Source organism: Shewanella sp. GD03713 (assembly GCF_029843705.1).
GTDB lineage: Bacteria > Pseudomonadota > Gammaproteobacteria > Enterobacterales > Shewanellaceae > Shewanella.
Genome location: NZ_JAOCIW010000001.1, coordinates 3,282,579 through 3,306,774, shown reverse-complemented (window position 1 = coordinate 3,306,774; position 24,196 = coordinate 3,282,579). Strand labels below are relative to the sequence as shown.

The 24,196-nt window shown below is 48.4% G+C and carries 19 protein-coding genes; 8 read left to right on the top strand and 11 right to left on the bottom strand.

The annotated features are described in order from the left end of the window. Genes N5E87_RS14585 through N5E87_RS14575 form a run of 3 tightly spaced genes read right to left on the bottom strand, consistent with a single transcriptional unit; the run spans position 1 to position 4,074 of the window. Positions 1 to 501 carry a sigma-54-dependent Fis family transcriptional regulator gene (locus tag N5E87_RS14585; protein WP_256657264.1) on the bottom strand — a complete coding sequence of 167 codons (501 nt, stop codon included), beginning with the start codon at positions 499 to 501 and terminating at the stop codon, positions 1 to 3. Next, positions 491 to 2,815: an ATP-binding protein gene (locus N5E87_RS14580; RefSeq protein WP_256657265.1), complete on the bottom strand. Its 2,325-nt coding sequence runs from the start codon at positions 2,813 to 2,815 to the stop codon at positions 491 to 493. Before N5E87_RS14580 ends, N5E87_RS14585 begins: the two co-directional genes overlap by 11 nt. A 44-nt stretch (positions 2,816 to 2,859) precedes the next feature. Further along, the gene (locus N5E87_RS14575) at positions 2,860 to 4,074 is read right to left on the bottom strand and encodes an ABC transporter substrate-binding protein (RefSeq protein WP_256657266.1); all 1,215 of its coding nucleotides are present in this window, start codon (positions 4,072 to 4,074) and stop codon (positions 2,860 to 2,862) included. A gap of 424 nt (positions 4,075 to 4,498) precedes the next feature. On the opposite strand from N5E87_RS14575, the gene N5E87_RS14570 reads away from it, so the two are divergent. The 6 genes from N5E87_RS14570 to N5E87_RS14545 all read left to right on the top strand — a co-directional run bounded on the left by N5E87_RS14570 (position 4,499) and on the right by N5E87_RS14545 (position 9,858). Then, complete coding sequence (locus tag N5E87_RS14570) at positions 4,499 to 5,842, top strand: MFS transporter (RefSeq protein WP_197721452.1); 1,344 nt, start codon at positions 4,499 to 4,501, stop codon at positions 5,840 to 5,842. Positions 5,843 to 5,932: 90 nt separating this feature from the next. After that, positions 5,933 to 6,976 (top strand): porin, encoded by a 1,044-nt coding sequence (locus N5E87_RS14565; RefSeq protein WP_086902343.1) that lies wholly within the window; start codon positions 5,933 to 5,935, stop codon positions 6,974 to 6,976. Between the two features lie 98 nt (positions 6,977 to 7,074). Further along, entirely contained in the window at positions 7,075 to 7,683 is a 609-nt protein-coding gene (locus N5E87_RS14560) for a hypothetical protein (RefSeq protein WP_256657268.1), read from the top strand. A 69-nt stretch (positions 7,684 to 7,752) separates the two neighbouring features. Then, entirely contained in the window at positions 7,753 to 8,343 is a 591-nt protein-coding gene (locus N5E87_RS14555; RefSeq protein ID WP_086902345.1) for a histidine phosphatase family protein, read from the top strand. 164 nt (positions 8,344 to 8,507) lie between these two features. Further along, positions 8,508 to 9,317 carry a hypothetical protein gene (locus tag N5E87_RS14550; protein ID WP_164717874.1) on the top strand — a complete coding sequence of 270 codons (810 nt, stop codon included), beginning with the start codon at positions 8,508 to 8,510 and terminating at the stop codon, positions 9,315 to 9,317. Between the two features lie 124 nt (positions 9,318 to 9,441). Next, positions 9,442 to 9,858: a DUF3224 domain-containing protein gene (locus N5E87_RS14545; protein ID WP_086902346.1), complete on the top strand. Its 417-nt coding sequence runs from the start codon at positions 9,442 to 9,444 to the stop codon at positions 9,856 to 9,858. 148 nt (positions 9,859 to 10,006) lie between these two features. On the opposite strand, the gene N5E87_RS14540 is transcribed toward N5E87_RS14545, so the two are convergent. From N5E87_RS14540 to N5E87_RS14530, 3 genes are all read right to left on the bottom strand, one after another. Beyond that, entirely contained in the window at positions 10,007 to 10,555 is a 549-nt protein-coding gene (locus N5E87_RS14540; protein ID WP_011623427.1) for a BON domain-containing protein, read from the bottom strand. A gap of 103 nt (positions 10,556 to 10,658) precedes the next feature. Next, positions 10,659 to 10,820 (bottom strand): hypothetical protein, encoded by a 162-nt coding sequence (locus N5E87_RS14535; RefSeq protein ID WP_164717873.1) that lies wholly within the window; start codon positions 10,818 to 10,820, stop codon positions 10,659 to 10,661. A gap of 7 nt (positions 10,821 to 10,827) precedes the next feature. Then, positions 10,828 to 11,292 (bottom strand): hypothetical protein, encoded by a 465-nt coding sequence (locus tag N5E87_RS14530; protein WP_086902347.1) that lies wholly within the window; start codon positions 11,290 to 11,292, stop codon positions 10,828 to 10,830. A gap of 253 nt (positions 11,293 to 11,545) precedes the next feature. On the opposite strand from N5E87_RS14530, the gene N5E87_RS14525 reads away from it, so the two are divergent. Further along, positions 11,546 to 12,958, top strand: a complete 1,413-nt coding sequence (locus N5E87_RS14525) for a sigma-54 dependent transcriptional regulator (protein ID WP_086902348.1) — start codon at positions 11,546 to 11,548, stop codon at positions 12,956 to 12,958. A gap of 74 nt (positions 12,959 to 13,032) precedes the next feature. Here N5E87_RS14525 and N5E87_RS14520 read toward each other — a convergent pair whose 3' ends face one another. From N5E87_RS14520 to N5E87_RS14510, 3 genes are all read right to left on the bottom strand, one after another. Beyond that, on the bottom strand, positions 13,033 to 14,730 hold the full coding sequence (locus N5E87_RS14520) for a diacylglycerol kinase family protein (RefSeq protein ID WP_086902349.1): 1,698 nt from the start codon (positions 14,728 to 14,730) through the stop codon (positions 13,033 to 13,035). 154 nt (positions 14,731 to 14,884) lie between these two features. After that, positions 14,885 to 15,079, bottom strand: coding sequence for a hypothetical protein (locus tag N5E87_RS14515; protein ID WP_011623423.1), 195 nt, complete (start codon positions 15,077 to 15,079; stop codon positions 14,885 to 14,887). Between the two features lie 22 nt (positions 15,080 to 15,101). Next, positions 15,102 to 15,278 carry a DUF1328 domain-containing protein gene (locus tag N5E87_RS14510; RefSeq protein WP_011626732.1) on the bottom strand — a complete coding sequence of 59 codons (177 nt, stop codon included), beginning with the start codon at positions 15,276 to 15,278 and terminating at the stop codon, positions 15,102 to 15,104. Between the two features lie 401 nt (positions 15,279 to 15,679). On the opposite strand from N5E87_RS14510, the gene N5E87_RS14505 reads away from it, so the two are divergent. Then, positions 15,680 to 16,201: a DUF3592 domain-containing protein gene (locus tag N5E87_RS14505; protein ID WP_256657270.1), complete on the top strand. Its 522-nt coding sequence runs from the start codon at positions 15,680 to 15,682 to the stop codon at positions 16,199 to 16,201. Between the two features lie 280 nt (positions 16,202 to 16,481). Here N5E87_RS14505 and pfaD read toward each other — a convergent pair whose 3' ends face one another. Continuing rightward, entirely contained in the window at positions 16,482 to 18,149 is a 1,668-nt protein-coding gene (pfaD, locus tag N5E87_RS14500; protein WP_086902351.1) for an eicosapentaenoate synthase subunit PfaD, read from the bottom strand. Between the two features lie 128 nt (positions 18,150 to 18,277). After that, positions 18,278 to 24,196 (bottom strand): beta-ketoacyl synthase N-terminal-like domain-containing protein, encoded by a 5,919-nt coding sequence (locus tag N5E87_RS14495; RefSeq protein ID WP_279775852.1) that lies wholly within the window; start codon positions 24,194 to 24,196, stop codon positions 18,278 to 18,280.

Here is a 24,196-nt window from a genome sequence, read left to right as displayed (position 1 = left end):
TTATCGATTCTGGCAATCTGGCCTCAGTTGCTGGCGGATCTGGTTGATTTGCTCGCTGGTGCCAAAGAGGTGCTCCTTAAAGGTGCTCGAAATCGCTTCCCGCTGTTCAATGATCCCTTGGCGGATCTGTTGTGCGCGCTTGAGTAGCTGTAAAAATTGCGCCGAATCGAGGGGTTTTTCGAGAAAATCGAATGCCCCCCGTTTAACCGCCTCGACCGCAAGAGGAATATCACCGTGGCCAGTGATCATGATGACGGGGATTTCGGGATCGATTTTTTTCACTTCGTTGAGTAAATCCATGCCATTCATCGCTGGCATATAAATGTCTGAGACGACAACGCCATTCCAATGTTCATTGAGTAGGGCAAGGGCCTTAGTCGGCGAGTGGGTTCCCTTAGCGCTGTAGCCCGAAAGCTGCAACAAATGACGGTATGCCGTCAGTACATCCTCATCATCATCGACGAGTAGCACGGTAAAGGGCGTCGAATTTTCAATCGGCATTGCGGAACTCCAAAATAATCATAGCGCCGCCATTTAAGTGTGATGCCAGATAAATGTCAGCGTTAAAACGTTCGAGAATCGAGCGGCAGATGCTCAATCCTAAGCCTAGACCAACGGCTTTGGTGGTGGTAAAGGGGGTGAAAATTTGCGGCAAAATACTTGGCGCAAATCCCGGCCCATTGTCGTAAATGGCCAGCGTCAGTTTGGCTGCGCTTTGTTCAAGCACAGTCACGTAGATATGTTTATCGGCCTGGCTTGCGGTGGCATCCATGGCATTAATCAGAATGTTGAGCAGCACTTGCTCGACTTGAACCGCATCCACTTGGATAAGATATTCTTTAGTTAACTCATTATGAATGATGATGTTTTCGTTTCGCGCGCGGGTTTCGACCAGTACCAGCGCGTTATTCACCAGTTGATTGATATCGATACTGACGCTCTCCACCTGCGTGGGTGACTTGCGCGCAAAGTTACGGATAGCCGAAATAATTTTTGCCATCCTAAGGTTCATCTTTTCCGTCTTACTTAGCATCTCGGTAAGTAACTCGAGTTGATTGGTCTCAAGCGCCAAGCGGCAACTATACAAATAGGTGCTGACGGCCGACAGCGGCTGGTTTAACTCATGGGCAAGGCTGGTCATGGTTTGGCCTACCGCCGCCATTTTGGCCGCTTGGATAAGGTCCGCCTGCGCTTGATGTAAATGCGCTTCCGCCAGTTTGCGTTGCTCAATTTCTGCGGTTAACTCTTGGTTTTTCACCGTGAGGTTTAAGGTTCTGTCCGCCACTAAGCGTTCGAGTTCTCGGGTGTTTAGCTCCTGTTTAGTGATGTCGGTAATCGTCACCATATACTTGGCTTGGCGAGCGTGTTCGAAAGCCTGCAGGTGAAAATGTAAGTACTGCGGCGCGTTATGTTTCACTAAATTGAGGATGCATTCACTTTGTCCTGTCCGGCTAAGTTCGCTATCGGCGGCGAACTGCGCCAATAATTGTGGTTGGCAAGCGGCAGGGAACGCCTGCCATAGGGTCAATTGCGGCGCGAGTGTGCTCAGACTCAATAATTGCAATGCATGGGGGTTAGCCGATTCGATTTCGCCATTGGGATGGCAGGTGATCAAGCTGGCTTGAGCGTTATTGATCAGCGTCAGCGCATTGCTTTTGACCATGGCCTGCATATCGACACAGAACTGCCGTAAACAGTCTCCCATGTGGCCGATTTCATCTTTTCCTTGGGTGGTGATTGGCCAATCTAAATGGCCGTCGGCCACATTTTTCAGGTCAATTTCGAGGGTGTTGAGGCGCTTTAATACCCGTTGGCGGATAAGCACAGCCAGCACTAATACACTGATCACTATAGAGATGATAGAGATAAGCACAATTATCAATTTGCCATTGATAATCATCGACTTAGTGTTGGTATTGAGCGAATTAAACGCTTGGCTCGATTGTTCGAGTGTCGCAATGTTTTTGAGGTGAAATTGGGTTAACACTTGGGTTAAGGGTTCGGCTAATTGGGATAAGGCCAATTGCGCCTGGGTATCCAATTTAAGTAGTCGGATCAATTCACCATTAGAGCTAATCAGGGTGATGAGATTTTTCATGATCTGTCTATGGCTGATTGTCGAAGGGAAGCTGGTGAGTTTCTCCACTAAGGTTTCGATTTCAGCGATTTTTTGATCCAGATATGAGAAGGCACTGGTTAATTCCCGGGTGTATCTCTGGTCAATAATCTCATTCACTAGGGTAAATAGCTCAGTCTCCTTGGTGGATAATTCCTGCAGAATAAAGAACTCATTCATCAGGGCATTCGGCGATAGGTTATCGACAGGGTGCGAGAGTAACCGAGTGACGTGCCACTCGACTTCCTGCATCAAAGGTGTCATCTCATCATTCAAATCCTGATGCAACCAAGTGATACGTTTCTGAAGATTATCAAGCTCTTGGCTATAGGCTATTTTTTGCTTTAACAATGTGTCCTGTTGTTCGATTAAACGGGAAAAGTGCTCGAGTGCCAGCCGTTGCTCTGGGAGTAGTTGGCGGTCGGGGTTGCTGCTGATATAGGCTTGCTTAATCGTATCGATTTCATTTTTTAAATCGTTCTCAAAATTTTGATAGCCGAGCTCATCATTTATTTTATAACTGTTCGAGATAATGCTTTGCAGGTTTCCACTAGAGCGTTCGAGCATATAAGCGCCATTTAACGGTGGCAGACTGTGCTCGACAATATGATTGATTTTATTACTCAGTTCTTCCCAAATGAGCACTGTCGTAATACCAATAAATAGATTTAAGAACGTCATGCTCGCAAAGGCGAGCATTAATTTGCCGCCTAGGGATGTGGGTATTTTAAAATAATTCGTTTTCATCGTTTTTGGGACGCTAGGCTATTCATTAAACTAATGGCTTGGTCTAATTGTGATTCACTTTTTTTACGCCATTGGTACATTATTTGTTCTATTTCGGTGGCGTGTTTATATTCATTCGCCTGCCGAATAAATTGATGTTGTAACTGTAATGATTCCGCTTCATTAATTGGCACCGCGCTGGCTAATTGCCGCGCTTGCTTGATGATATTTTGCTCATCTGGCGAAATATTATTTGTGGCTTCTGCCTGATGGATCAATTTCCAGGCGAGCTGCAGTTTAGGTAATTGATAGGTAATGACTTGATCAAATAAGGCATTAATAATAGTCGCCCGATTAAATAATAGGTCTTCATTAATCACGGGGTGGGAGCTTTGCGCTAGGCTAGCATCCGTGAGCGAGTGTTTAGCAATGGCGCTGGAGCTGATCAGGGTTTGGCCATTGTTAGAAAGAAAATATTGAATTAGCTTCGTAACATTGGCTTTATTTCGGCCGCGGGGAGTGACTGAAATATAGGTCGGTAAAATCACCGTATTGGGTAAATAGTTAAAATCCGTAAAGGGAAATTTATTTTTAGCATCAATCGCATAGCTATCAATCACCACCCCAGCCCCCACGAGTCCGCGGGAGATAGATTCACTCACCCCAAAGCTTCTGGCCGAGACTGAGGCCAAATTACCGCCCACTTCACGCAGCAAGGCCCAACCCTGTTGCCAACCTTTTTGCTGTAATACCCCTTCGACCATCATGTGTGTGGTGCCCGAATTGTTAGGGGTACTCATCATGATATGCCCAGAAAATTGTGCTGCAGCCAGGTCTTTCCAGGTGTGGGGTATGGGTAAGTTGTTTTTCTCCAGATAGCGTTGGTTATACATGATGGTGATGCCAGAGTAACCTAACGCAATGGTTTTATTGCTCTTTGTTAGGTCGTGCACAGTTAACCAAGCTGGCATCTCGTACTGCTCTAAGGGTGCGACTATCAGTCCCTCATTATCTAAGTCATGGAAGAAGGTTGGACTGGAGGAAATGATCATATCAACCGGATTGATTGATGATTGCTGCACCCATTTTAGGGCAGGGCCGGTGCGGCGGTATACCACTTGAATTGGAATATCGGGATTTAACTGTTTGAATTCTTCGAACAATGCTCCCATTGGTTCTTCAGAAAATGTGGTTAATACCACTATAGGTTCGGCCGCTCTGGCGGAATGCACAAATACGCTTAAGCAGAGGCTAGCGCACAACAATAATAGTGACCTTGAGATGTTAATTTTTATTTTCTGTCGTGGATTTTTTATCGCCACTTTAATGTCACTCATACCTTTCACACCTTAATTGGTGACTCAACTCGCATATTTTTTAAATTTTTAAATTCTTACTTTGCGACGGTTGAGTCAAATTTGACTCGATTTTTTGGGGTTTGAAATAGCTTAAGTCATCTTTATCGATTTCGCTTTGTACTAACACATAGGAATTAGCTTTCTAAGGACGAGTTTGTGTCAAAATTAACCCGTTTTTACCAATTTGTTGCGAGTCTGACTGGGTATTAGTGTGTCTGTGAAAATGATGTTACATCGGGTTTTGGTATGTGCATCGTTATTTTTTGGCTAACTAGACTTCCAACTTTTGGAGCAAGCTATGATAAAAAAATTCTTCCAAACCGGTGCCGACCGACCAATTATGGACGAAACGCCCGAAAAAATTCGTTCGATTTATAAAAAATACCAGTGGCAAGTTTTTATTGGCTTAGTGTTCGGCTATGCCATGTTTTATGTAGTGCGTATGGCGTTGAGTGTGGTGAAAAAACCTATGCTCGACTCGGGTATTGTGACCATTGAAGAATTGGGCTTAATGGGCTCTGCGTTCTTCTTTACCTATGCCATAGGTAAGTTTTCCAACGGTTTCTTAGCGGACTATGCCAACATTGGCCGCTTTATGTCTGTGTCGCTCATGCTTTCCTCCATTACCTGTATGGCCATGGGGATGGGCGTTGCCGGTTTATTCTTCGTGATCCTGTGGGGGATGAACGGCTGGTTCCAATCCGTGGGGTCTGCGCCTTCATGTGTATCAATTTTCCAATGGTATTCGCCTAAACAACGGGGCAGTGTGTACTCCATTTGGGGCGGTTCACGTAACATTGGTGAAGCCATCAGCTGGATTTTAACGGCATCATTAGTCAGTTTCTTCGGTTGGAAGATAGGTTTTATCGGCGCTGGTATTGCCGCATTTGCCGCCGCAGCCTGTATGTTAGTCCTGTTAAAAGACCGCCCACGTACCTACGGTTTACCCGATCCTGCAACGGCATATGGCGAAGAACCTGAATCAGTAAAAGGCCATGATCCCGCCGCTATTCGTAAGGCGCAATTCTTTGTATTAAGACAACCAGTGGTTTGGATTATCGCTTTAGCTTGTGCGGCGATGTATTCATCACGTTATGCCATGAGTTCGTGGGCCGTGTTGTACCTGCAGTCAGAGAAGAACTATTCCCTGATCGACGCGGGTGTGGCTATGTCTTCTTACCCCATCGCGGGATTCTTCGGCGCCATCTTATCTGGGGTGATTTCAGACAAAATCTTCAACGCTAACCGCCACATTCCGACCTTCTTATACGGTCTGGCCAATATCATAGGTATGAGCTTGTTATTCTGGGGTTCTGATAGCCGCATGATGGATGCCTTCGGCCTAGGTTTAATCGGCTTCTCTATCGGTGGTCTGGTGGTGTTCCTCGCGGGGTTAACGGCCTGTGACTTAATGCCTAAAAACGCTGTTGGTGCGGTTAAAGGCTTTATCGGACTGTTCTCTTATCTCGCAGCCTCTATACAAGAGATTGTTTCTTCTAAATTAATCCTGGTTACTGAAGTGGCTGGTGTTAAGCATTATGACTTCGGTAGTGCGCAATATTTCTGGATTGGTACTTCCGTACTCTCGATTGTGCTGGCCGCTTCGGTATGGCGCGCGAAAAAAGTCACTGTCGTTGATTGATTAGCCTGACGAGGTCATGGCTATTCACCATGACCTCTTTAAAAGCGTTTCTTCTCAATCATTAATCTCAAACTAAGTAAGAGAAACACGATGAAAAAAGTCATATTAACCGCTTCAGTGCTTGCTGTGTCTTCATTACCTGTAATGGCCGATGAGTCACCCGCAGTCTATGGTCGTCTGGATTTATCCGTGACCCATTCCGAATTAGGTTCAACCGTTTATAGCGGTACCAGTGGCGTTGATGTGGGGGAAAGCGGCACCTATCTTGAAAACAACTCCTCCAATATTGGCGTTAAGGGCAAATCGGCACTCAGTGATGGCATTAATGTCATCTACAAGATGGAGTTTGGCGTTAACAACACCTCGAATCGGGCGAACGATTCCAGCAAGGTATTCTCGGCGAGAAATACTTACCTTGGCGTCGAAACGGCCTACGGCACCTTGCTTGTCGGGCGCAATGATACGGTTTTCAAAACCGCCGAAGGCAAAGTCGATATTTTTGGAACGACCAATGCGGATATTAATCAATTGGTCTCAGGGCAGACGCGTAGTGCCGATGGTATTTGGTATTACTCGCCTAAGTTATTCGGCCTGATGGATATCAACGCAACTTATTTATTACAGGATAACTATGGCGCCGATAATGAGCTGTATGCCCTAAGTACCACGCTTGGGGATAAAGATCTTAAAAAGGCACCTTATTATGTTGCCGCCGCCATCAATAAAGGGATCGCCAATATCGATGCCTATCGGTTTGTGACCCAAGTAAAGCTTGGCGACATGAAACTGGGCGGGATTTTTCAACATACCGAAAGCTTAAAGTTTTCCAATATGGAGGGTAACTCCTATTTCATTAATGCCACCTACGACCTCTGGGGCACCACATTAAAGGCCGAGTTTGGCCAAGACAGCGCGGGTTTAGGCGGTTATTTTTCTAAACTCGTTGGCCCCAATGGGCAGATTACGGATGTGGACATCAGCCAATTAACCCTCGGCGCAGAGAAAAAATTGACCAAATCGACCCGTGTGTATACCCATTACGCTATGTATGAGGGGGAGTATCAAATGTCTGGTATTACCCAAGACATTGGCGACGATAAGGTTTTCACAGTCGGTGTTCGCTACGTTTTTTAAGCGTTTCCGTTTTTAAGCGTTTCAACTCAAGCCGAGTGCGTTAGCAAATAGGCACTCGGCTCACTTTCCAACTTAATGGCGCAGTAGAGGTGATTAAATTGGCCAATCTATATTTAATTAGTCAGGGAGACGCAGCAGTAGAAGCATTCCAACCGTCAGTACCTTCTCAGGCAACCTTGTCCAGCCTTGGGGAGGTGCATGTGAATATGCTGGCGCACTCCTTAAGGGACACACGTTTTGAGATGGTGTATGCCTGTTCTTCACCCTTATCGATGGAGACAGCTGAAATCTTAAACAGAAATAGAAAGCGCGCTATCTCTGTAATCAAACGATTAGCCTTAGCCGATTTTAAGTCTGACTTTGACATTAACGGCGAATGCTTTGATTTATCCCTGTGTATTTATACTATGATGGCGCAATCCCGCGGCTTTTGTTCTTCCATCCATGCGCAATTGAAAATAGTCGAAAAACGCCTGTTAGAGATTGTCGAAAATACCGGTGCCTTATACAAAGGCAATGTGCTTATTGTGATGGAACCCCTGATGGTGAAGTTATTAACGAACCATTTTTTAAGCGAGCAAAACGTTGAAACTAAGTGGAATTCCATCCGTCCAGCCAGTTTGAGCATCTTACATTCCGATGCCAAGGGATGCCATTTGATCCTCAATAACGATATCTCCCACTATCAATGCCAAAGTGTTGCCTAAGGCATTGGTAACATTAGACATTGGCAAAATACGCATTGACATCATTTATCTGATTTTTAGGTTATTACATTGACTAGCAAAACGATTTATTTATTACGCCATGGGCAAACACAGTTTAATGCAGAGCTACGTTTGCAGGGACATTGTAATTCGCCGCTCACCGAACTCGGTGAGTTACAGGCGAAAACCGTGGGTTATGTATTGAGTGAGTTTGTTCAAGAACCGCAGGACTGGGCATTTTATGTGAGCCCCTTAGGACGAGCGGTGCAAACCGCCGAAATCATTTGCCAACAAATCGGCTTTCCCGTTGAACGTCTACAACAAGATGAGCGTTTAAAGGAGCTTGGTCTTGGGGATTGGGAGCAGCAACGCGTGCCCGAAATCAAGCAAAACCAGCCTGAGTTAAATGCGCTGGCCGATTGGTATACCTATGCGCCGAATGCTGAGACGTTCGCCAGTATCAGTGAGCGCATTCAAGATTGGTTGCAGGATCCGACCGTACCCGAGCGAGTGATCATCGTATCCCATGCCTTGTCTGGCGCAGTGTTCCGCGGGATTTACGCTAATCTGGATTATCAGGCGCTATGGTCGCAGGAGATGCCGCAGGACGCCTTTTTTAAGCTTGAAGATGGCAAGGTGACCAAAATTCAGTGCCTATGATTGGAGCGGGCAAGATTAGCTGAACTTAACCTGACAAATTGCCAAATAGTGTTATTTTTTACACTTTTCCCGCTTCGCTTTGACTCAGTATCTGTAATACTGCTCCGACATTCACAGAGCTTGAGTTAGGTAAAAAGCGCGAGTAAAGCGCATTGGGGGAGCGGATGAGTATGTTTGTTAAATTAACGATAGCGGCGACTGTCCTTGTGCTCAGTATTCTTGCCGCGGGCATTTATCGTTTTAACATGACCAATGATGATATCTACATGGTCATGGAAGATGGACAAGTGCTGCAATATGATGAGGCCATGGCGCAGGCCGATGCGAAGGCAAAAGCCAAAGAGGAGGCATTATCTTCCAGCGAAGATGCCATCGAATCTGTGGTGCCAAGCGAGGTCAAACCGGTGGCGAATGCCTCCGAGGTGATGCTGAAACTCTTTAGTTTGAATACGGCCAATCCCTTTGAAGTAAAGCTGCCCGATAGTCAACTGCCAGTGGTATTGACGCACTTTATTAAAATCAAGCAAACGGAATTTGCGCTGGGGGATTATCAACAAGGTGAAGAAAAGGGGCGGGTATTGCTGGATTATATGCGGATTACGCCGCTTAATTTTGACCCCGCATTAGAGCCTGATACCCAAAGCGATGCGCCATTGCAGGACGATCCTAAGCAGCAAACCATGCCCTTTGTGGCGCCTTATATCGTCACGAACCAAGGTTCGGGGGTATTTTGGTACCTTGGCTTGTTTAGCTTAGATTATGCTCAAAATCGATTAGTGCACTTAGGCAGTGTGTTTATTGGCGATCGCATCGAAGTCGATAATATCGAGCCTGTGTATCCCTTTGAAGCGCCGTATAAAGTTGCGATTACCTACCGCGATAGGGCGGCGGGCCAACCTATGGCAGAGGAGCCTAAGGTGGCGAAAACCCTTGAAGTCGGTGTGAGTGAATCGGAAATTAAAGCACTGCATTAGGTTTATATCTGGGCTTATGCTAAGTTAATTTTACCTCAGCTACGGCTGAGGTATTTATTTCACCTAGCGGCTGGGAAAGCTAAGGTTTTGGCATAAAGCATAAAATTAAAACAAGGAGCGAGTCATGGAAATGACCAAAGTCACGGGCAAATTTGATGTTAAGCTCAATCCAGAGAGTGCCTATGCCACAGGTGTTGGCGGGGTGAACTTGGGCAGAATGACCTTAGATAAAAGCTTTTATGGTGAGCTTGAAGCCCGCAGCCAAGGCGAAATGCTCAGTGCCATGACAGCGGTAAAAGGCTCGGCAGGTTACGTGGCGATAGAGCAAGTCGTGGGTAAACTGTGCGGTAGACAAGGCAGTTTTGTGTTGCAACATTTTGGCATTATGACCGATGGGCAAAACCGCTTACACCTTGAGGTTGTCCCCCATTCTGGCGCGGGTGAACTGGTGGGGTTATATGGCACTATGGCGATAAGCATCGAAAATGGCCAACATTTTTATGAATTTAGCTTCTGCCTCGAACAGGAAGCCGAAGCCTAAGGCATGATGAACATAACATCGCGGCAATAAAACAAAACCAGCCGAAGCTGGTTTTGTGGTTTTTGCCCGAGTGACTAATACCAACAGCTGAGTTACCAACAGCTGAGTTACCAAGGGTTGAATTAGCAAGGGCTGAATGTCAGGGCCATTATGAGGTTTTGACTTTGATTTTATCGACGACCTTTTTCACATCATCGGTATTTTTAGCAATGGTCAGGGCTAATTGACGCTCGGCATCGCTAGCCACTTCACCCTGTAAGGTCACTACGCCATCGGCAACATCGACGTTAATTTGGGTGCCCGATACGTCGGTCGAGAACAACAGACGGGTTTTTACGACCGTTGCGACCTTAGAGTCGGTTAAGGTCTTCACCACCTCATTGGTGCCTTCGTCTTCTTTCATCACGGTTAACTTGTTATCGACCCCTTTTACACCATCTAAGCTTTTGATGAGCTCAGCGGCGAGCGCCTTATCGACACTGCTCTCCACTTGACCGGTTAAGGTGACATGGCCGTTTTTCACGTCGGTCATAATGTCAAAGGAGTTGAGGTTAGTATTGAGCAACAAAGTCGTTTCGGCCTTGCCATCTAGCCAAGCATCTTTGGCATCGTCTTTCCAATCCTGTGCGGCGGCCACATTTAAACTGATAGAACCGACAAGTAAGGTGGTTAAGGCTAAAGTTGTCGTGTTTTTCATAATGATATCCTCCGTTGTTATCTCGAAGGAACTAAAGCGTGAATCGTGCCAATGTTTTTATCCTACTGATTTTAAATATGATTAATTGGATTTGCGACCTGTTTTAGGTGTTTAGCTCAATCGGCAAATCGGCGCTTTTTACCGACAAAATGTAAATATTACCGAGGGTGATTAAGCGGTTTGGCTTAAGTGGGATAGGCGTTAAGAATCGATAGATCGCAGGCAACAAAAACGCGGCTAAGTTGGCCGCGTTATTGGATGGCATTGCTGTCTTACAGGGCTTGGCTACGCAGGTGTAGGGTATCCAAATGGATTTGTAGCCAGGCAATATCCTCGGCCAATTGGCTGATTAACCTTGGGTGATTGGCCTTTTTAATTAACTGTTTGAGGTGATTAAGGCGCTGACGCTCAAGCTCGCAGAGTACGGCGAGGGCATCGGCGAGTTGCTGTTTAATAAGTAAAGCATCGACATCGGCATAGGGCCGAGTCTGTGATGGCGGCACCGAATGCTGGCCCATTTGTTGTAATGATTGGGTGAGCAATTGCTTAAATCGCGCCAGCATCCCTTGATACGTCTTGATTTGGGCAATAAAAATGCGTTTTAGGCTGTAGTCATCGACAGTTGTATTGGCCCGAGTATAAAAATCCACGCCGGTTTGGGTCAGCTCGATTAACTCATTAACCAGCTTAATATCGGCGCTCAACTCGGTCTGATGTTGCGCAACATTAGACGTCATAACGACCTCCTGTGGTAGTTTGGGCTGCTCCGCCGACACGGATTGCCCAACATTTTATGGAAATTTCAGTTTCATTCAGCTTCTATGCATATTTCGTTCACTTTTTAATGATAAGTTAATGTATTGATTTAACTGATGATATTTATCCATTGTCGCCAGTGCCTCGCTTATTATCGGCAACTCTTACCGTTGAGATTGTTAAAATTTCACGGCTGGCATACAGTGGTGCTTCATTCACAGGGAGTGGCACAAGATGATCCGACCAACGCTTTTCTATCATCTACAGGACTTCGAGACCGAGCAGGCATTAGTACAGCTCGAGGGCGCGCAGACCTACAACAAGCTACGCAGTACCGATGATTTATCTTGGATTAGTCAGCTGGAGGCCAATCGTATCGATGTGGCGATCATTGAGCTGCCCCGTCTAAGCCGTGAAGATTATTTAGCCTTACTCGAGTCCAGCGCCATTGCGGATGTGGAGTTTATTTTTCTCTCCGATGGCCTGCCGAATCCTCACCTCGATAAACTCTTGTCCAAATACGCGGGCTACCATTTCCGTAAGCCCATCGATATGTCGTTGCTGTGCGAAACCTTAGCGGATTTTGCCCAGCATTTGGTTGCCAATACTTCGACGCGCATTCGTCCCTTTGCCAGCGAATTAGACCAATATGGTCTGCTGGTGGGCTCCTCATTACCTATGCACCGTTTGTATCGCACTATCCGCCGCGTGTCGGCCGCCGAGAGCAATGTGTTGATTATCGGCGAGAGTGGCGCGGGTAAAGAACTGGTCGCCAATACCATTCACTTAGCCAGCCCGCGGGTGAATAAGCCCTATATTGCGATTAACTGCGGCGCCTTGAGCCCAGAATTAGTTGATAGTGAACTCTTCGGCCATGTAAAAGGTTCTTTTACCGGCGCGAATCGTGATCATCAAGGGGTATTTGAGCAGGCCGAAGGTGGCACCTTATTCCTCGATGAAGTCACCGAAATGCCCCTAGAGCATCAAGTTAAGCTGTTAAGAGTGCTCGAAAATAATGAATATCGTCCCGTCGGCAGCCCTAAGGTGCTCAAGGCCAATGTGCGTATTGTGGCGGCGACAAACCGCGATCCTTTAGTGGCGATTGAGCAAGGACAACTGCGGGAAGATTTGTACTTTCGCTTAGCGCATTTTCCCATTCAAGTGCCGCCATTGCGGGAGCGTGGGGAAGATATAGTCGGACTTGCGAAGCATTTTCTGGCCTATCGCAATGCGGCGGAAAAACAGAGCAAAGTGTTCTCGCCCTCAAGTTTAGAGGCGATTGCGGCCCACACTTGGCCGGGGAATGTGCGCGAGTTAAAGCATGCTATCGAGCGCGCTTATATTCTGGCGGACCATGAGATTACCCCTGAGCATTTACAGCTTACGCCCAGTTTTGATAAGGAGGCGGCAGCGGAGGAAAATGTGGTGATCCCTCAAGGTATGCGCCTTGAGGAGCTGGAAAAAATCGCCATTTACCAAGCGCTTGAAACGAGTCAGGGCAATAAGACCGACACCGCCGAGCAGCTTGGGATCAGCGTTAAAACCCTCTATAACAAGCTCAGTAAATATGAGCAGGAGTCAGATGCTCAAACCGTTGTTGCTGATACCGTTAGCGAAGATTCCGCTAGCAATAGCATCGCCAAGTAGTAACCTACATTAAATGCCTGAAAATAAGCTAATGCATTGATTCAGCTTTTGATTCAGAGTTGATTCTGAATGTGTTAGCTTATTTGGGGCTCTAACTGCTGTTCAGCATTTGGCGCTTGATAGGGCACAAACACCTTCAAAGAGGCGGGCAGGATATCGATATTGAGTTCCTCCGGCTCACAAATCTCGCCATCAATCACATACTTGCATGGGGGCTGACTGCTGATCTTCACCTTTTTTGCGTGGGCATGTTTCACTTTGCCCGTGTTGGCCGAGGTCGCAGAGTCGCTATTGGCGGCCTCTTTAATCCAGCCAGTAAAAGCCAGTTCAGCTAGACTGATAAGCTGTTCATTCGGCTCATTGTTTGAATCTAACCAAGTGATATCCAACAAGCCGTCGGTCATATTGGGTTCACCCTTACCTTGGGCGAGTAAGCTGGTAAAAGGTGCGGCATTGGCAACCACTAGGCTGTGGGTTTGCACTGTCATTGGGGCTTGGTCATCTAAAGTCAGCTGCAACTCGAGGTTGGTGTCGGTGTTCACCGCGCGCCACAAACCATCGAGGTAGGCGAGTTGGCCGAGGGCATTTTTACGCTCGCGGCTCGCCGACTCAATCATTTGCTGCTCAAACCCAATGCCGACCAGCAGTAACACCAGCCGCTCATTACAACGCGCCGTGTCTATGGTCTGTGTCTGGCCTTGGATAATATTATCAAGGGCTTGGGAGACGGCATTGAGCTTACTGCTTAAACCAAAGAGGGCGTGTGATAGGGCATTAGTGGTGCCTAGCGGGATAATGCCTAAGGTGATATCGGTGTCGATAATCTCCGCCGCGACCTCAGTGACTGTGCCATCGCCCCCGCAAGCGATGATGATATCGGCGCCCTGAAGCCGTGCTTTTTTCGCTTGGGTTTGGGCGCTAATCTTTGGCGTGGTGAGCGCTAACTGCACCTCAAAATAGCGTTTCAGCTCAGTGCAAATTTGTTCGCCATGGCTCTGCCATTTACCCGCGCCAGAGACGGGATTGGCGATAATCCAGGCTCGCTTATGCAGTTTGATTTCCCCTTGAGTGTACATCTGCTCCAGCGCTTTAAGTTGCCAGCGATTTAACCCTGCGGTTTTACGAATGCTTTTAATCTGTTGCAGCACCTCGGCGAAGCTGAGCTCGGGGCGGCGGCACACAAGATAAGCGGCCAGCACCATTACGGAACGCCCGCGGCCGAGTGCACAGTGGATTAATACCCGCTTTTGGGCGCGTACTTGGCGATGTAACCAGTTAATCGCCTGATTTAATTGGGCGCTAGTCGGCACGCTGTGGTCAAGAATGGGAATATTCAGATAGTCGATATGATCCTCATACAGGGACACATCGAGGCCGTCGAATTCGGCGGTGACATCTAAAATGGCGGTAATGCCATAACGATTCAGTTTAGGTAAATCTGCAGCGCTTAAGCGGCTACCCAAGTACAGATATTTATCAATGGCTTGCATTGAAGGCACGCTATCGCGGCGGCGCGCCCAGAGATTATAGAGTCGGCACCCTAATAAAAACGGAATAAAGCCCCAACGAATATACCAAGGGATGGAGCCATCCTGACGTTTTCTAAAAATACTGGCGAGATTAAACCAATAGGCCGAGCCGACAAGGGCGAGGGAAAGGCTGCTCCATGCCCAAATAAAGGTGAGGATAGGGGAGTGCCCCGTTACGGCGAAATAACCAAATAACAGCGCTCCGAACAGGTAGAAATACTTAATGTGGATCCTACTCAGCATTGGCATCTCCTCCATCGATAAACGGCGAACCTCAGAGAAACCCACTTTATCGTGACCAATGACTGTCGCGATAAAGTGGTTCGGTGGTACTCAATTGAACTGTGGTTCCCCTGATTGACTCGTTTGCGGGACTCTCTACTTTCCGTCATCTGTCCTAGCAGCGGGTATCTTTCGCTTTAACGCCTTCTTTCAGTTCTTCACAGGCATCTTCAATCGCATTGCCGGTATCTGTGATGGCTTCATCGATTTTTTCGCCTGCGTCCTCGGCGTGGTTGTCGCTACAGGCTGACAGTCCAAAGGTTAATAATAAGGCTAAAAATGCAGTGGTAATCATGGTCATAGGTTTCATATCGATTCTCCTTTTATCCAATTTAAGCGCGTGGTGCCTTGCCCTTAAGGGCGTTGACCAGCAGTGAAATCACAAGTAATACAATAAATAGGAAGAAAATAATCTTTGCGATCCCCGCTGCGGCGCCAGCGATCCCCGTAAATCCAAACAGTCCGGCGATAATGGCCACAACCAGAAACATTAAGGTCCAACCTAACATAGCCACCTCCTTTGTCTTATTTCGGTTTTTCTGTCTACTTCACTCTGCACGTTTACGTCGAGCGAGCTAGTTGCTGGAGGAGTTGAATAAGCTAGCTTACGTCTTACATCCTGTTATCACTCAATCCCGCAATAAACTCACAAAGGGGATATTGCGAGCTTAATGCCAACTTTGAAATTTTTGGTTAATCTACTGATTATTAGTGTAATTTTTAAATTCTGTGTTGGCGGGAGTATTGGCTGATATAAGCGAGATAGGCAATTTTTACCTGCGATTCGGTAAGAGTTGCAGTGAGATAATTGCGAGAACAGCATAATGGCTTGAGAGTAGGTCGAAATGGCATTATGTTGTTGATTTAAAAGTGAGAGCTAATTTTTTGCAAAATCAATGCTATTAGACCCATGGAGTCACACATTCATAATATGTTAATTCATTCAAGCAACTCCTACTTCGTAAGCGAAATCGAAGCGCTCAGTTCAGGCCCTGTTAGCATAATAGGCTATGTCATTGCAGCTGTTATGTTTATTGTTGCTTATAAATATACGCCTTTCATAAAATACATTTCGGAAACCGTTAACTTAAAACCAAGCACTATTTTTGTGCTGAGTTTTAGCTTTATCCTACTCGGTTTTTTCGCGACTCTTTCTATGTATCTCGATATTTACCAAGTTCAACAATCTGTTTTGGAAAATAAAACGCAGGTGATCTCTGGATGTATAAAGGATCATCAAATCAATCAAAGCGCTAGCAGAGAGGAATCCTTTTCGGTATCGGGTGTACGCTTTGCATACAATGACTACGTTACTGCAAGTTACTTCTTTTCAAATAAAAACCACGAATCATTTATTCAAAATGGCCAGTGTGTTTCTATTCTCTATCTGCCTAACTTTAAAAATGGCATATTAAAAATCGATAAGGTGTAATTTTAGACCTGTTGCAGGCGAGCATTGTCACGGCAGTGGTCATCGGAAAAAGGGATTTTTCCGTTGAGCCCCCAAGGATGGGTTTACGGCGTGCCACTGAAGTGACAATGCGGAGCGGAAACGGAACTCCAATCGGCTTTTGGCATTATGTATTCGATTGATTGAAAGCAATTATGCAGAGCGGAAGCTGGATGAGAAATGGCTTTTAACCCAAAAAATGAACGTAAAAAAGCGGGTTAAGTTTTCACTTAACCCGCTCGATAAGGTTTCCCAAAGCGAATTAGCAGCGTTGCAGTGGTTTCCAGCGTTGCAGGCTGACTGGAATACTTACCCCTTGGGATAACAACAGGTTAATCCGTGCTTGGTAGGCCGCGCCCTGCATCAAATGTTTCGCCAAATCCACTGCATTACGCTCGCGGTAATCATCTAAATAACTGCCTTTTGCCCAAGCATTAAAGGCACCGAGGGCAGGGCCTGCCCAAATCTGGTAATCCATTTCGCGGCCAACTTCACCTGTGTTTGACCAGCGGCTCGAAAGACCCAAATACCAGCGGAAAATCAGCGCCATTTTGCGTTTAGGATTATCCAGCGCGCGTTCAATTTGCTTAGGATCGCGCTCATTAAAGTGCGCCACAGTACCTGCCCAAATCTCATCTAATGAGGCGCGAAACACTTGCTCTTCCAGCTTTTGTCTTTCCTCTGCTGGAATCGCCTCAATCGAGTCGTAGCGGGTGTAAATTTCATAGAGTTTATTGGCGCGCATTGGGAATAGAGTGCCGCGCTTAACTACTTGTAACTTAACGCCCATTTCAAACATATCGGCGGCGGGCGCCATAGTTACATCGGCCATTTCAGTGGTGGCGAGTAATTTACGGGTATGTTCGCTGGCTCCCGCCTCAACACAGGCTTGGTTGATTGAGCCAGTGACAATAAAGGCCGCGCCCATATTGAAGGTCGCCAGCGCCGCATCGGGCGTGCCGATCCCACCACCTGCGCCCACACGGATCGGTGTTTTGTACTGGTACTTGGCTTGAATGGTATCTTTGAGCGCCAAAATGGTCGGCAATAACGTGACCAGAGGGCGATTGTCGGTGTGGCCGCCAGAGTCGGCTTCGGCGGTAATGTCATCGGCCATGGGCACCGATTGCGCCATCAACATTTGATCTTCGCTGATAAGCCCTTCGTTCACTAATTGCTGCAGCATCTTAACCGGGGCTGGCTCCATAAACTTGGTCGCCACCTCGGTACGGCTGATTTTAGCAATCACTTTATTGCCAATCACAATCTCGCCGTTGGCGTCGCGACTCAGGCCTGCGGCGCGGTAATAGACGATTTGCGGTGTTAAGCCCAAGAAGGCCGAAGCCTCAACCGTACGCACTTGATGCTTGAGGAAGAGTTCGACACTGCCACGTTCAAGCGCTGGTTCGCTCGGGCTGTGGATCAAGTTAAAGGCGTAGGGGCCATTGGGCAATGCCGCTTGAATGCGTTTAATCGCGGCTTCAACGCGCGACGGAATTAACCCTGCCGCGCCAAAGGAGCACAGAATGCCCGCCTGACCTAAGGCGATAACTAACTCTTCCGAGGCGATGCCGTTGGCCATGGCGCCCGCGTAGTAGGCGTATTTCACCCCATGCACGCGGCGAAAATTACTGTCGCCCAAGCTTTGGGTGCCAAGGGCGGGGGCGAAGGCACTCACCGGATGCAAACCATTGCTTTTGTGTAAACCATTGCAGGGTTGAGCTTCTGCAAGACCGACCACCTCGGCGCTTTGGGCAATGCCTAGGCCTTTTTCGGCATGATTGACTAAGTAACAGGCTTGATTGAGATCTTTAAGTTTTTTGCCAAGGGAATCGATATCGAAACTGATGGCGGCTTCATCAACCTGCCATGGCCAAGGACTGAGTTTTTTATTATCGAGAGAGTTATTATCGAGTGTGGTATTCGTCATTTGGGCTTTTCACTTTTAGGTGTTTGGGGCCTGAATTTATTTGCCGCAGTGAGGGTATTCCCTTGCACTGCGGCTGTTGTGTACTGTTTAAGCTAACTGTTGTTAATGCCGCAAGTTAGGCGCTCGCGCTATGCCTCTTCGATGCAGATTGCGATATCGGTTACCTCATAAATGCGCAGGCCATCCTTACTCAGGTTGGCATCGCCCTTGATGATGCGTTTTCCGTTTTTATCTTCAATGCTGGTGATATGCACATCCAGCGACATCTGTTTGTTTAATGGATTAATTTGACCGCGATACTTCCATTTAATTTCTGACAGAATTTGGCCAAATTTCGGATTATTAAAGCCTGCACCTAGGTCTTGGTCTATGGCATAGGTTTGCAGTAATTCGATAATCGCTTCGACGCCGAGGGAGCCTGGCATTACAGGGTCCTGATGGAAATGGAACTGGAAGAACCAATCGCTCGGGTCAATAGTGCGCTCGGCGTATAAGTATCCCAGTCCCTTCTTACCGCCAGTTTTTACAATCTCGGCCTTATCGATAAAGTTCAGCTGACCACCCGCGAGGCGGTAGTGTGGCTTGCCCTGTGGCGCCACGAAACTGCGGCCATTTTTATCTAACAGATTGATTTGGCTGTCGGCTTTGATACCGCGCTCAATATGCCAGGCTTGGGTTGTTTTACCATTGTCGATCCCCAACTGGTTTTTAAGTGCATCGGCCTTAAAGTAACCGAAAACCGCATTACCACGGTAGAAGGGCTCGCCATCGCAGCTCAGTTCGAAACTAAAGTTTTGAATGATATTGCTGCCAGCAATCACAGTGGACAGCAGGCGCGAATCGTTGACTATGGTTTTACCGCGTAAATCCACTTCGCGCAGCAAGGTGCCACTGCCGTCGAGGTTGCGGAAGAATAATTCCTGCCCCGGGAAGCCTAAGGTCGTGCCCATATAACCCGAGATAAAGCCATTGGGCTGTAGAGATATTTCCATCAGCACAGAATAAGGCATCACGGCATGATGGCTGTTTTTAACGTAATACCAAGCGTTGCTGGGCACTTCATACTCGGCAATACAGGAGGATGGCTTTTTCAGCTCGCCACGTTTGCCCTCAATGGCCACCACGCGGGTGGTGAGTTGCAGATCGCCGCAAGGCGTGCGCGGCGGGATTAAGCCACGGTAAATACTAAAATCGGGGCCGAAGCAGTTTTCAATATCGCCAGTGGCAAACTCAAACAAATGATAAGGCGTAAACGGCAGGGTGTCGGGCACGCGGTTGGCGTACTTAGAGCCTGCTGGCGCAATCGGCGCACTTACATGCTTAAGCGGTACAACGCCTTTATTTACGGGAGCGGCCATATCCGGGATTTGCGCCATCAGCGGCGCTTGTTCCACTTGCTTGTCGATATTTGCTGCTTGGGCATCATTACTCTGTGAAGAATGGCTTTGCCAAGAACTGCTCTGCGAGTAGCGGGTACAATCCGCTTCTTCTTTAATCATCACCCCGAGGTTTTGGAAATCCACCACCACTTTACCATTGAGCAGGATATCAATATTCGCCTTGGCATAGGGGCGAGGGCTCATGCCTATTTCGGTGACTTCCATGCGATAGGTGAGCGTGCCTGATTGTGGCAATACCTGACCGCGGCAGCGTACTTTTTGCGATGTGTTTTCAAGGGGTTGGAAACGACCGTTTGTCACCCCAAGGTGCATACCAATATGCAACATAAAGAATTGCAGTAACTGACCACAACCTTCGGCCATGAGGGAGCCTGCCATCACTTGGTCGCCCTTGAAATGGCAGGGGAAATACCAATGGTCGGGGGCTAATTGCTTGTGACCTTCAATCAAGCCTAAGCCCCAGGCGCCGCCATGCACGTCGAGCTTGCTGACTTGTTCGATCATCAGGAATTTTTCCGAGGCGAAGCACAGTGAAGGCTGGAGACCAAACTTCGCCTGATGGGCCGCATGTTCACCGCCGAAACAGCCGCCAATGTCGGCGCTCAGTAGACGATGGATTTGGCCGTAGCTAAAGGCCGTTTGTGCGCAGTTTAGTAGAGGAGTGAAGCGTGGCTGATTGCCGTTTCGGGCATATTCATTGGCCAGTGCAATTTGTGCCTGCTCGCGCAGCTTAATTTCGGCCTCGGTGCGGATCACCCCTTTGCCATCGGCCAGTTCTTTATCGGTAAAGAATCCCGCGCAGCCGCCGTCCATCTTGAGGATCAGCTTATCGCCCACGAAGCATTCGTAGGAGAAGAAAAACAGCAGGGTATCGCCATTGCGGGCAAAGTGATTGATGGAGATATCGTAGCGCAGGGTATCACCGCCACGGGGCAGGTCCCCAAGGAAGGTGAGGGTGCAGTCGAGCAAGCGATAGACGCGCTCGCCTTTGTTTTCAAAATCGATACCTAAGTAGCTGATCAGCATTAAGTCGCATTGGCCCGATTCGACCGCCACCGCCCAAGGGATTTGGCCATCGACCAAGAAGGGCGCATCCACGGGAATGTCGTACTCTGTGGTCATAGTGCTCGGTTGATAGCGGTTCATTTGGGCGTTGAGCTTAGTCACCCGCGAGACCAGTAGATAATCCGAGGTTGGCAGGCGCACGCGGCGGGCGTAGCTATCGATAATGGCGTAATCGGCGCCAAAGACCTTGGCAATGTCACCCTCGGCATATTCCACCAGATCCTGATAGTTCCAAATGCAGGGCTTAGCCGCTGGGATAGGTGGTGTATAGGGTGCGACATTCGCGTGATCAGGTTTTAACTCTGGTTTTACTTCTGGGACGGGTACAGCGTGCTGCGCCGCAGCGGCATTGGCGCTGGTGGTAACATGGGGGGCAACAGACCCCATTTGTGTCGTCTGGGACAATTGCGCTTTTAACAGCGCATCGGCCAGTTTGAGCCCCTGCTCACGGCTCTGTAAAAAGGCTAAGTGCGCCTCGCGGGCCAATTTCTGGTTTTGTAACAGTGCCGCGCTATCCTGCGACGCCCTATCCTGCGCCAAGGGCGCCGCCGAATATTGGTGTGGTGCGTTAGATGACATACCGCTCTCTACTGCTATTGGTGTGGCAAATGGGGTGGCGTTTTCAGCCGTGGTATCAAGTGCAGCCTGTACTCTGGGCACAGTTTGTGTCGCCTGCGGTGCGACAGGCCGCAACTGGCGCATTTTGCCTTGGATGGCGGCAAGTGCGGGCAGCGGCGTATCCACAATATGTTGATAGATATCGCGGCCACCGAGCGTCACGGGTTTGATTAAATGTTTTTGCTCACTCAAGGTTAAATCCTGCTCAAGGCGCAGTTCTAGTTGCGCCGCCTGCGTTGCCGTTTGGCTTAACAGCAGCAGTGAGCTCACTCCTTGGCTTTGGGTAGAGACTAATGCCTGTTTTTCGGTGTTTTTATCCGTACCCGCAGACCCGTTTTTTAGGCTTAACAGGGCATTAAGAAGACTGGCCATACCCGCAGCGGCAAAGTTATGCCCAAGGGTATTGGCGACTCGATTGCATGGCGTGCCCATAAGATTAAGCTGCGCTAATAGCTGCTCTGCGGGCAGTCGCTCCTCTGGGGCAATACATTGCTCAACCATATGAATGGCAGCTGGCACTGAAGGATTGGCGATAGCCGTTTCGGTTATCAGCGAATCAAGCAGCTTGGGCAGCTGATGATGTGTGCCAAATGATTGACCACGAATTTGGCCGTAACCCTTTTGAGAACTGTTACTCGCTTGTTGACTGTTGCTCGCTTGCTGGCTGGTAAGCACGATAGCGCCCGCGCCTTCACCCACCTTCCACTGTGGATTCACGCTGTTAGCATCGAGATCAACGGCGATTTGAGCGTTTTTCAATATAACCTGTTCAACACTGCCGCTTAAATCCACGGCGGCAATCACTACGCCATCGAGGGCCTCTTGGGACAGTAAGTTTTGCGCCACATCGATACAGCGAGCGACCGATTGCTCGGCGGCTGAAATGGTAAACGCCGGGCCATTAAAGTCCCACAGCGAGGCGATGCGCGACGCCATAATATTGCCAATAAAGCTGGTGTATTGATTGAGCTTGGCGGCATCGAGCACGCTGTCCATAGCGATGGCTTCAAGGGCGAGGTATTCATCATTGGAGAGGTGAACGCCTTGTTTCTTTAAGCTATCCGCCAGTTGAGTGTGCAAATTCACGCGGCCACGGAATTGGTGCAGTTCAAGCTCGGTTTCCATCGCCACTAACACCGCGACCTTGCTGCCAGCGGTTAACTTGGCATCGCGAATCGCTTCGTCGGCGACTTTGATCAGCAACAATTGCTGGGAGATCAGCCTGTCATCCTCATTGGGCGGCACTTTAAAGCGCAAAAAGTCGAAATCAAACTGCTCGATATAGGCGCCTTTGGGTGCGCGATTTAGGCCATATTGGCTAAGGATGTCGGGGTGTTTATCTAAGCCTTTCCAGCGGTTAGGTGGCAGCGGGATAAAGGCATCCGTGTGAGCTAATAGCGCCTTATCCAGCGCATTGATGGAGGCCAAAGGCCCAAAGTGCGACGCCATGCCGATAACGGTTAATGCTTGCTGCTGATAAACAGGTTTGTTGGCTTGCCTCTCGGCGCTGTGAGTTGTTGGTTGATAGGATTCCAACAACAGATGGGCATTACAGCCACCAAAACCAAATACAGATACCCCCGCATGGCGACGATCATTGCCTGTTTTATCGGGCCAAGTCTGCAACTGAGTGGGGATATTATTACCGCTAAACAATCCCTTAGGCGATGAAATCGGCGCCTTGAGGTTGATACTCGCCGGTAGATGGCCTGAGCGCATGGCGAAGATCATTTTCATGATCCCAGGCATGCCGGCAGCTGTGAGCAAATGTCCAAGGTTGGATTTAGCCGAACCTATCAGCGGCGCCATAGTGCCGCCGAGTTTATCTTCGAAAAAACGCTCCATCGAGGTGAGTTCAACCTTATCCCCCAGCGGCGTGCCGGTAGCATGGCATTCAATCACTTCGATATTGCTCGGATGCGTGTTAGCGGCGGCATAGGCACGCTCGAAGGCTTGCACTTGGCCCTTACTGTTGGGGCTTAAGACAAATTGGCCCTTGCCATCGTTCGATAAGCCAATACCACTGACCACGGCATAAATATTATCGCCATCGCGCTCGGCATCCTCTAAGCGCTTAAGCACTAATACGCCAGCGCCTTCACCTGCGAATAAGCCTTTGCTATTGCTATCGAAAGGCGCCGAAATCCCATGGTCTGGATAGGCGTGGAAAATCGAGAATCCCATGTTGATAAAGAAGGGATCTGCGCCCGATACGGCGCCCGCGAGCATCATATCGGCCTTGCCCGTGGTTAAATAATCACAGGCCAATTTGAGGGCATAGACTGAGCTGGCACAGGCGGCATCGAGGCTGAGCTGTGCGCCGCCAAGGCCGAGGGCATCACTTAACAATTTAGAGGCCGTGTGGGCAATGGCGCCATTGGCGGCCTGTTGCGAGCCCGCAATCGACGCATTGGCGAAGGGCGCTAGGGCAAATTCGGGTTGATTAAGCTTAGTTTTTAATGCCTTTTCAACTGCTTGATGATAAATCGGTAAAAACAGCTCATTAGAGCTTGCGGTCGGGAACGACAGGGTACCCATTACAATCCCTGTGCGCTCAAGTAATGGTGCCGTTAGATCCACACCCGCATCCAGCAGGGCTTTTTTACTGCAATCTAATGCCCATAAAAAACTTTCATCGAGCCCGTCAAAGGCCGTCGGCGGCAACTGATAACCCTGCGGGTCAAAACGAAAGTTGCGGATATAGCCGCCCTTATCGCAATAAAAACGGTCGGCTTGGCCTTGAACACCTTGGTAATTTGCTGGATTGGCATTGAGTTTGGCCGCATCGATTTGGCTGCGAGAATCTTTTTTATCCAGCAGATTTTGCCAAAACTGCTCAGGTGTGTCGGCATCGGGATACTGAACGGCAAGGCCGACGATGGCAATCTTTGGCATCGCCTTTGAGCTTTGGCTCTGGTCGTTTGGCACTGCTGTGCTGTTTTGCTGAGTCGGGTGAGCATGCAT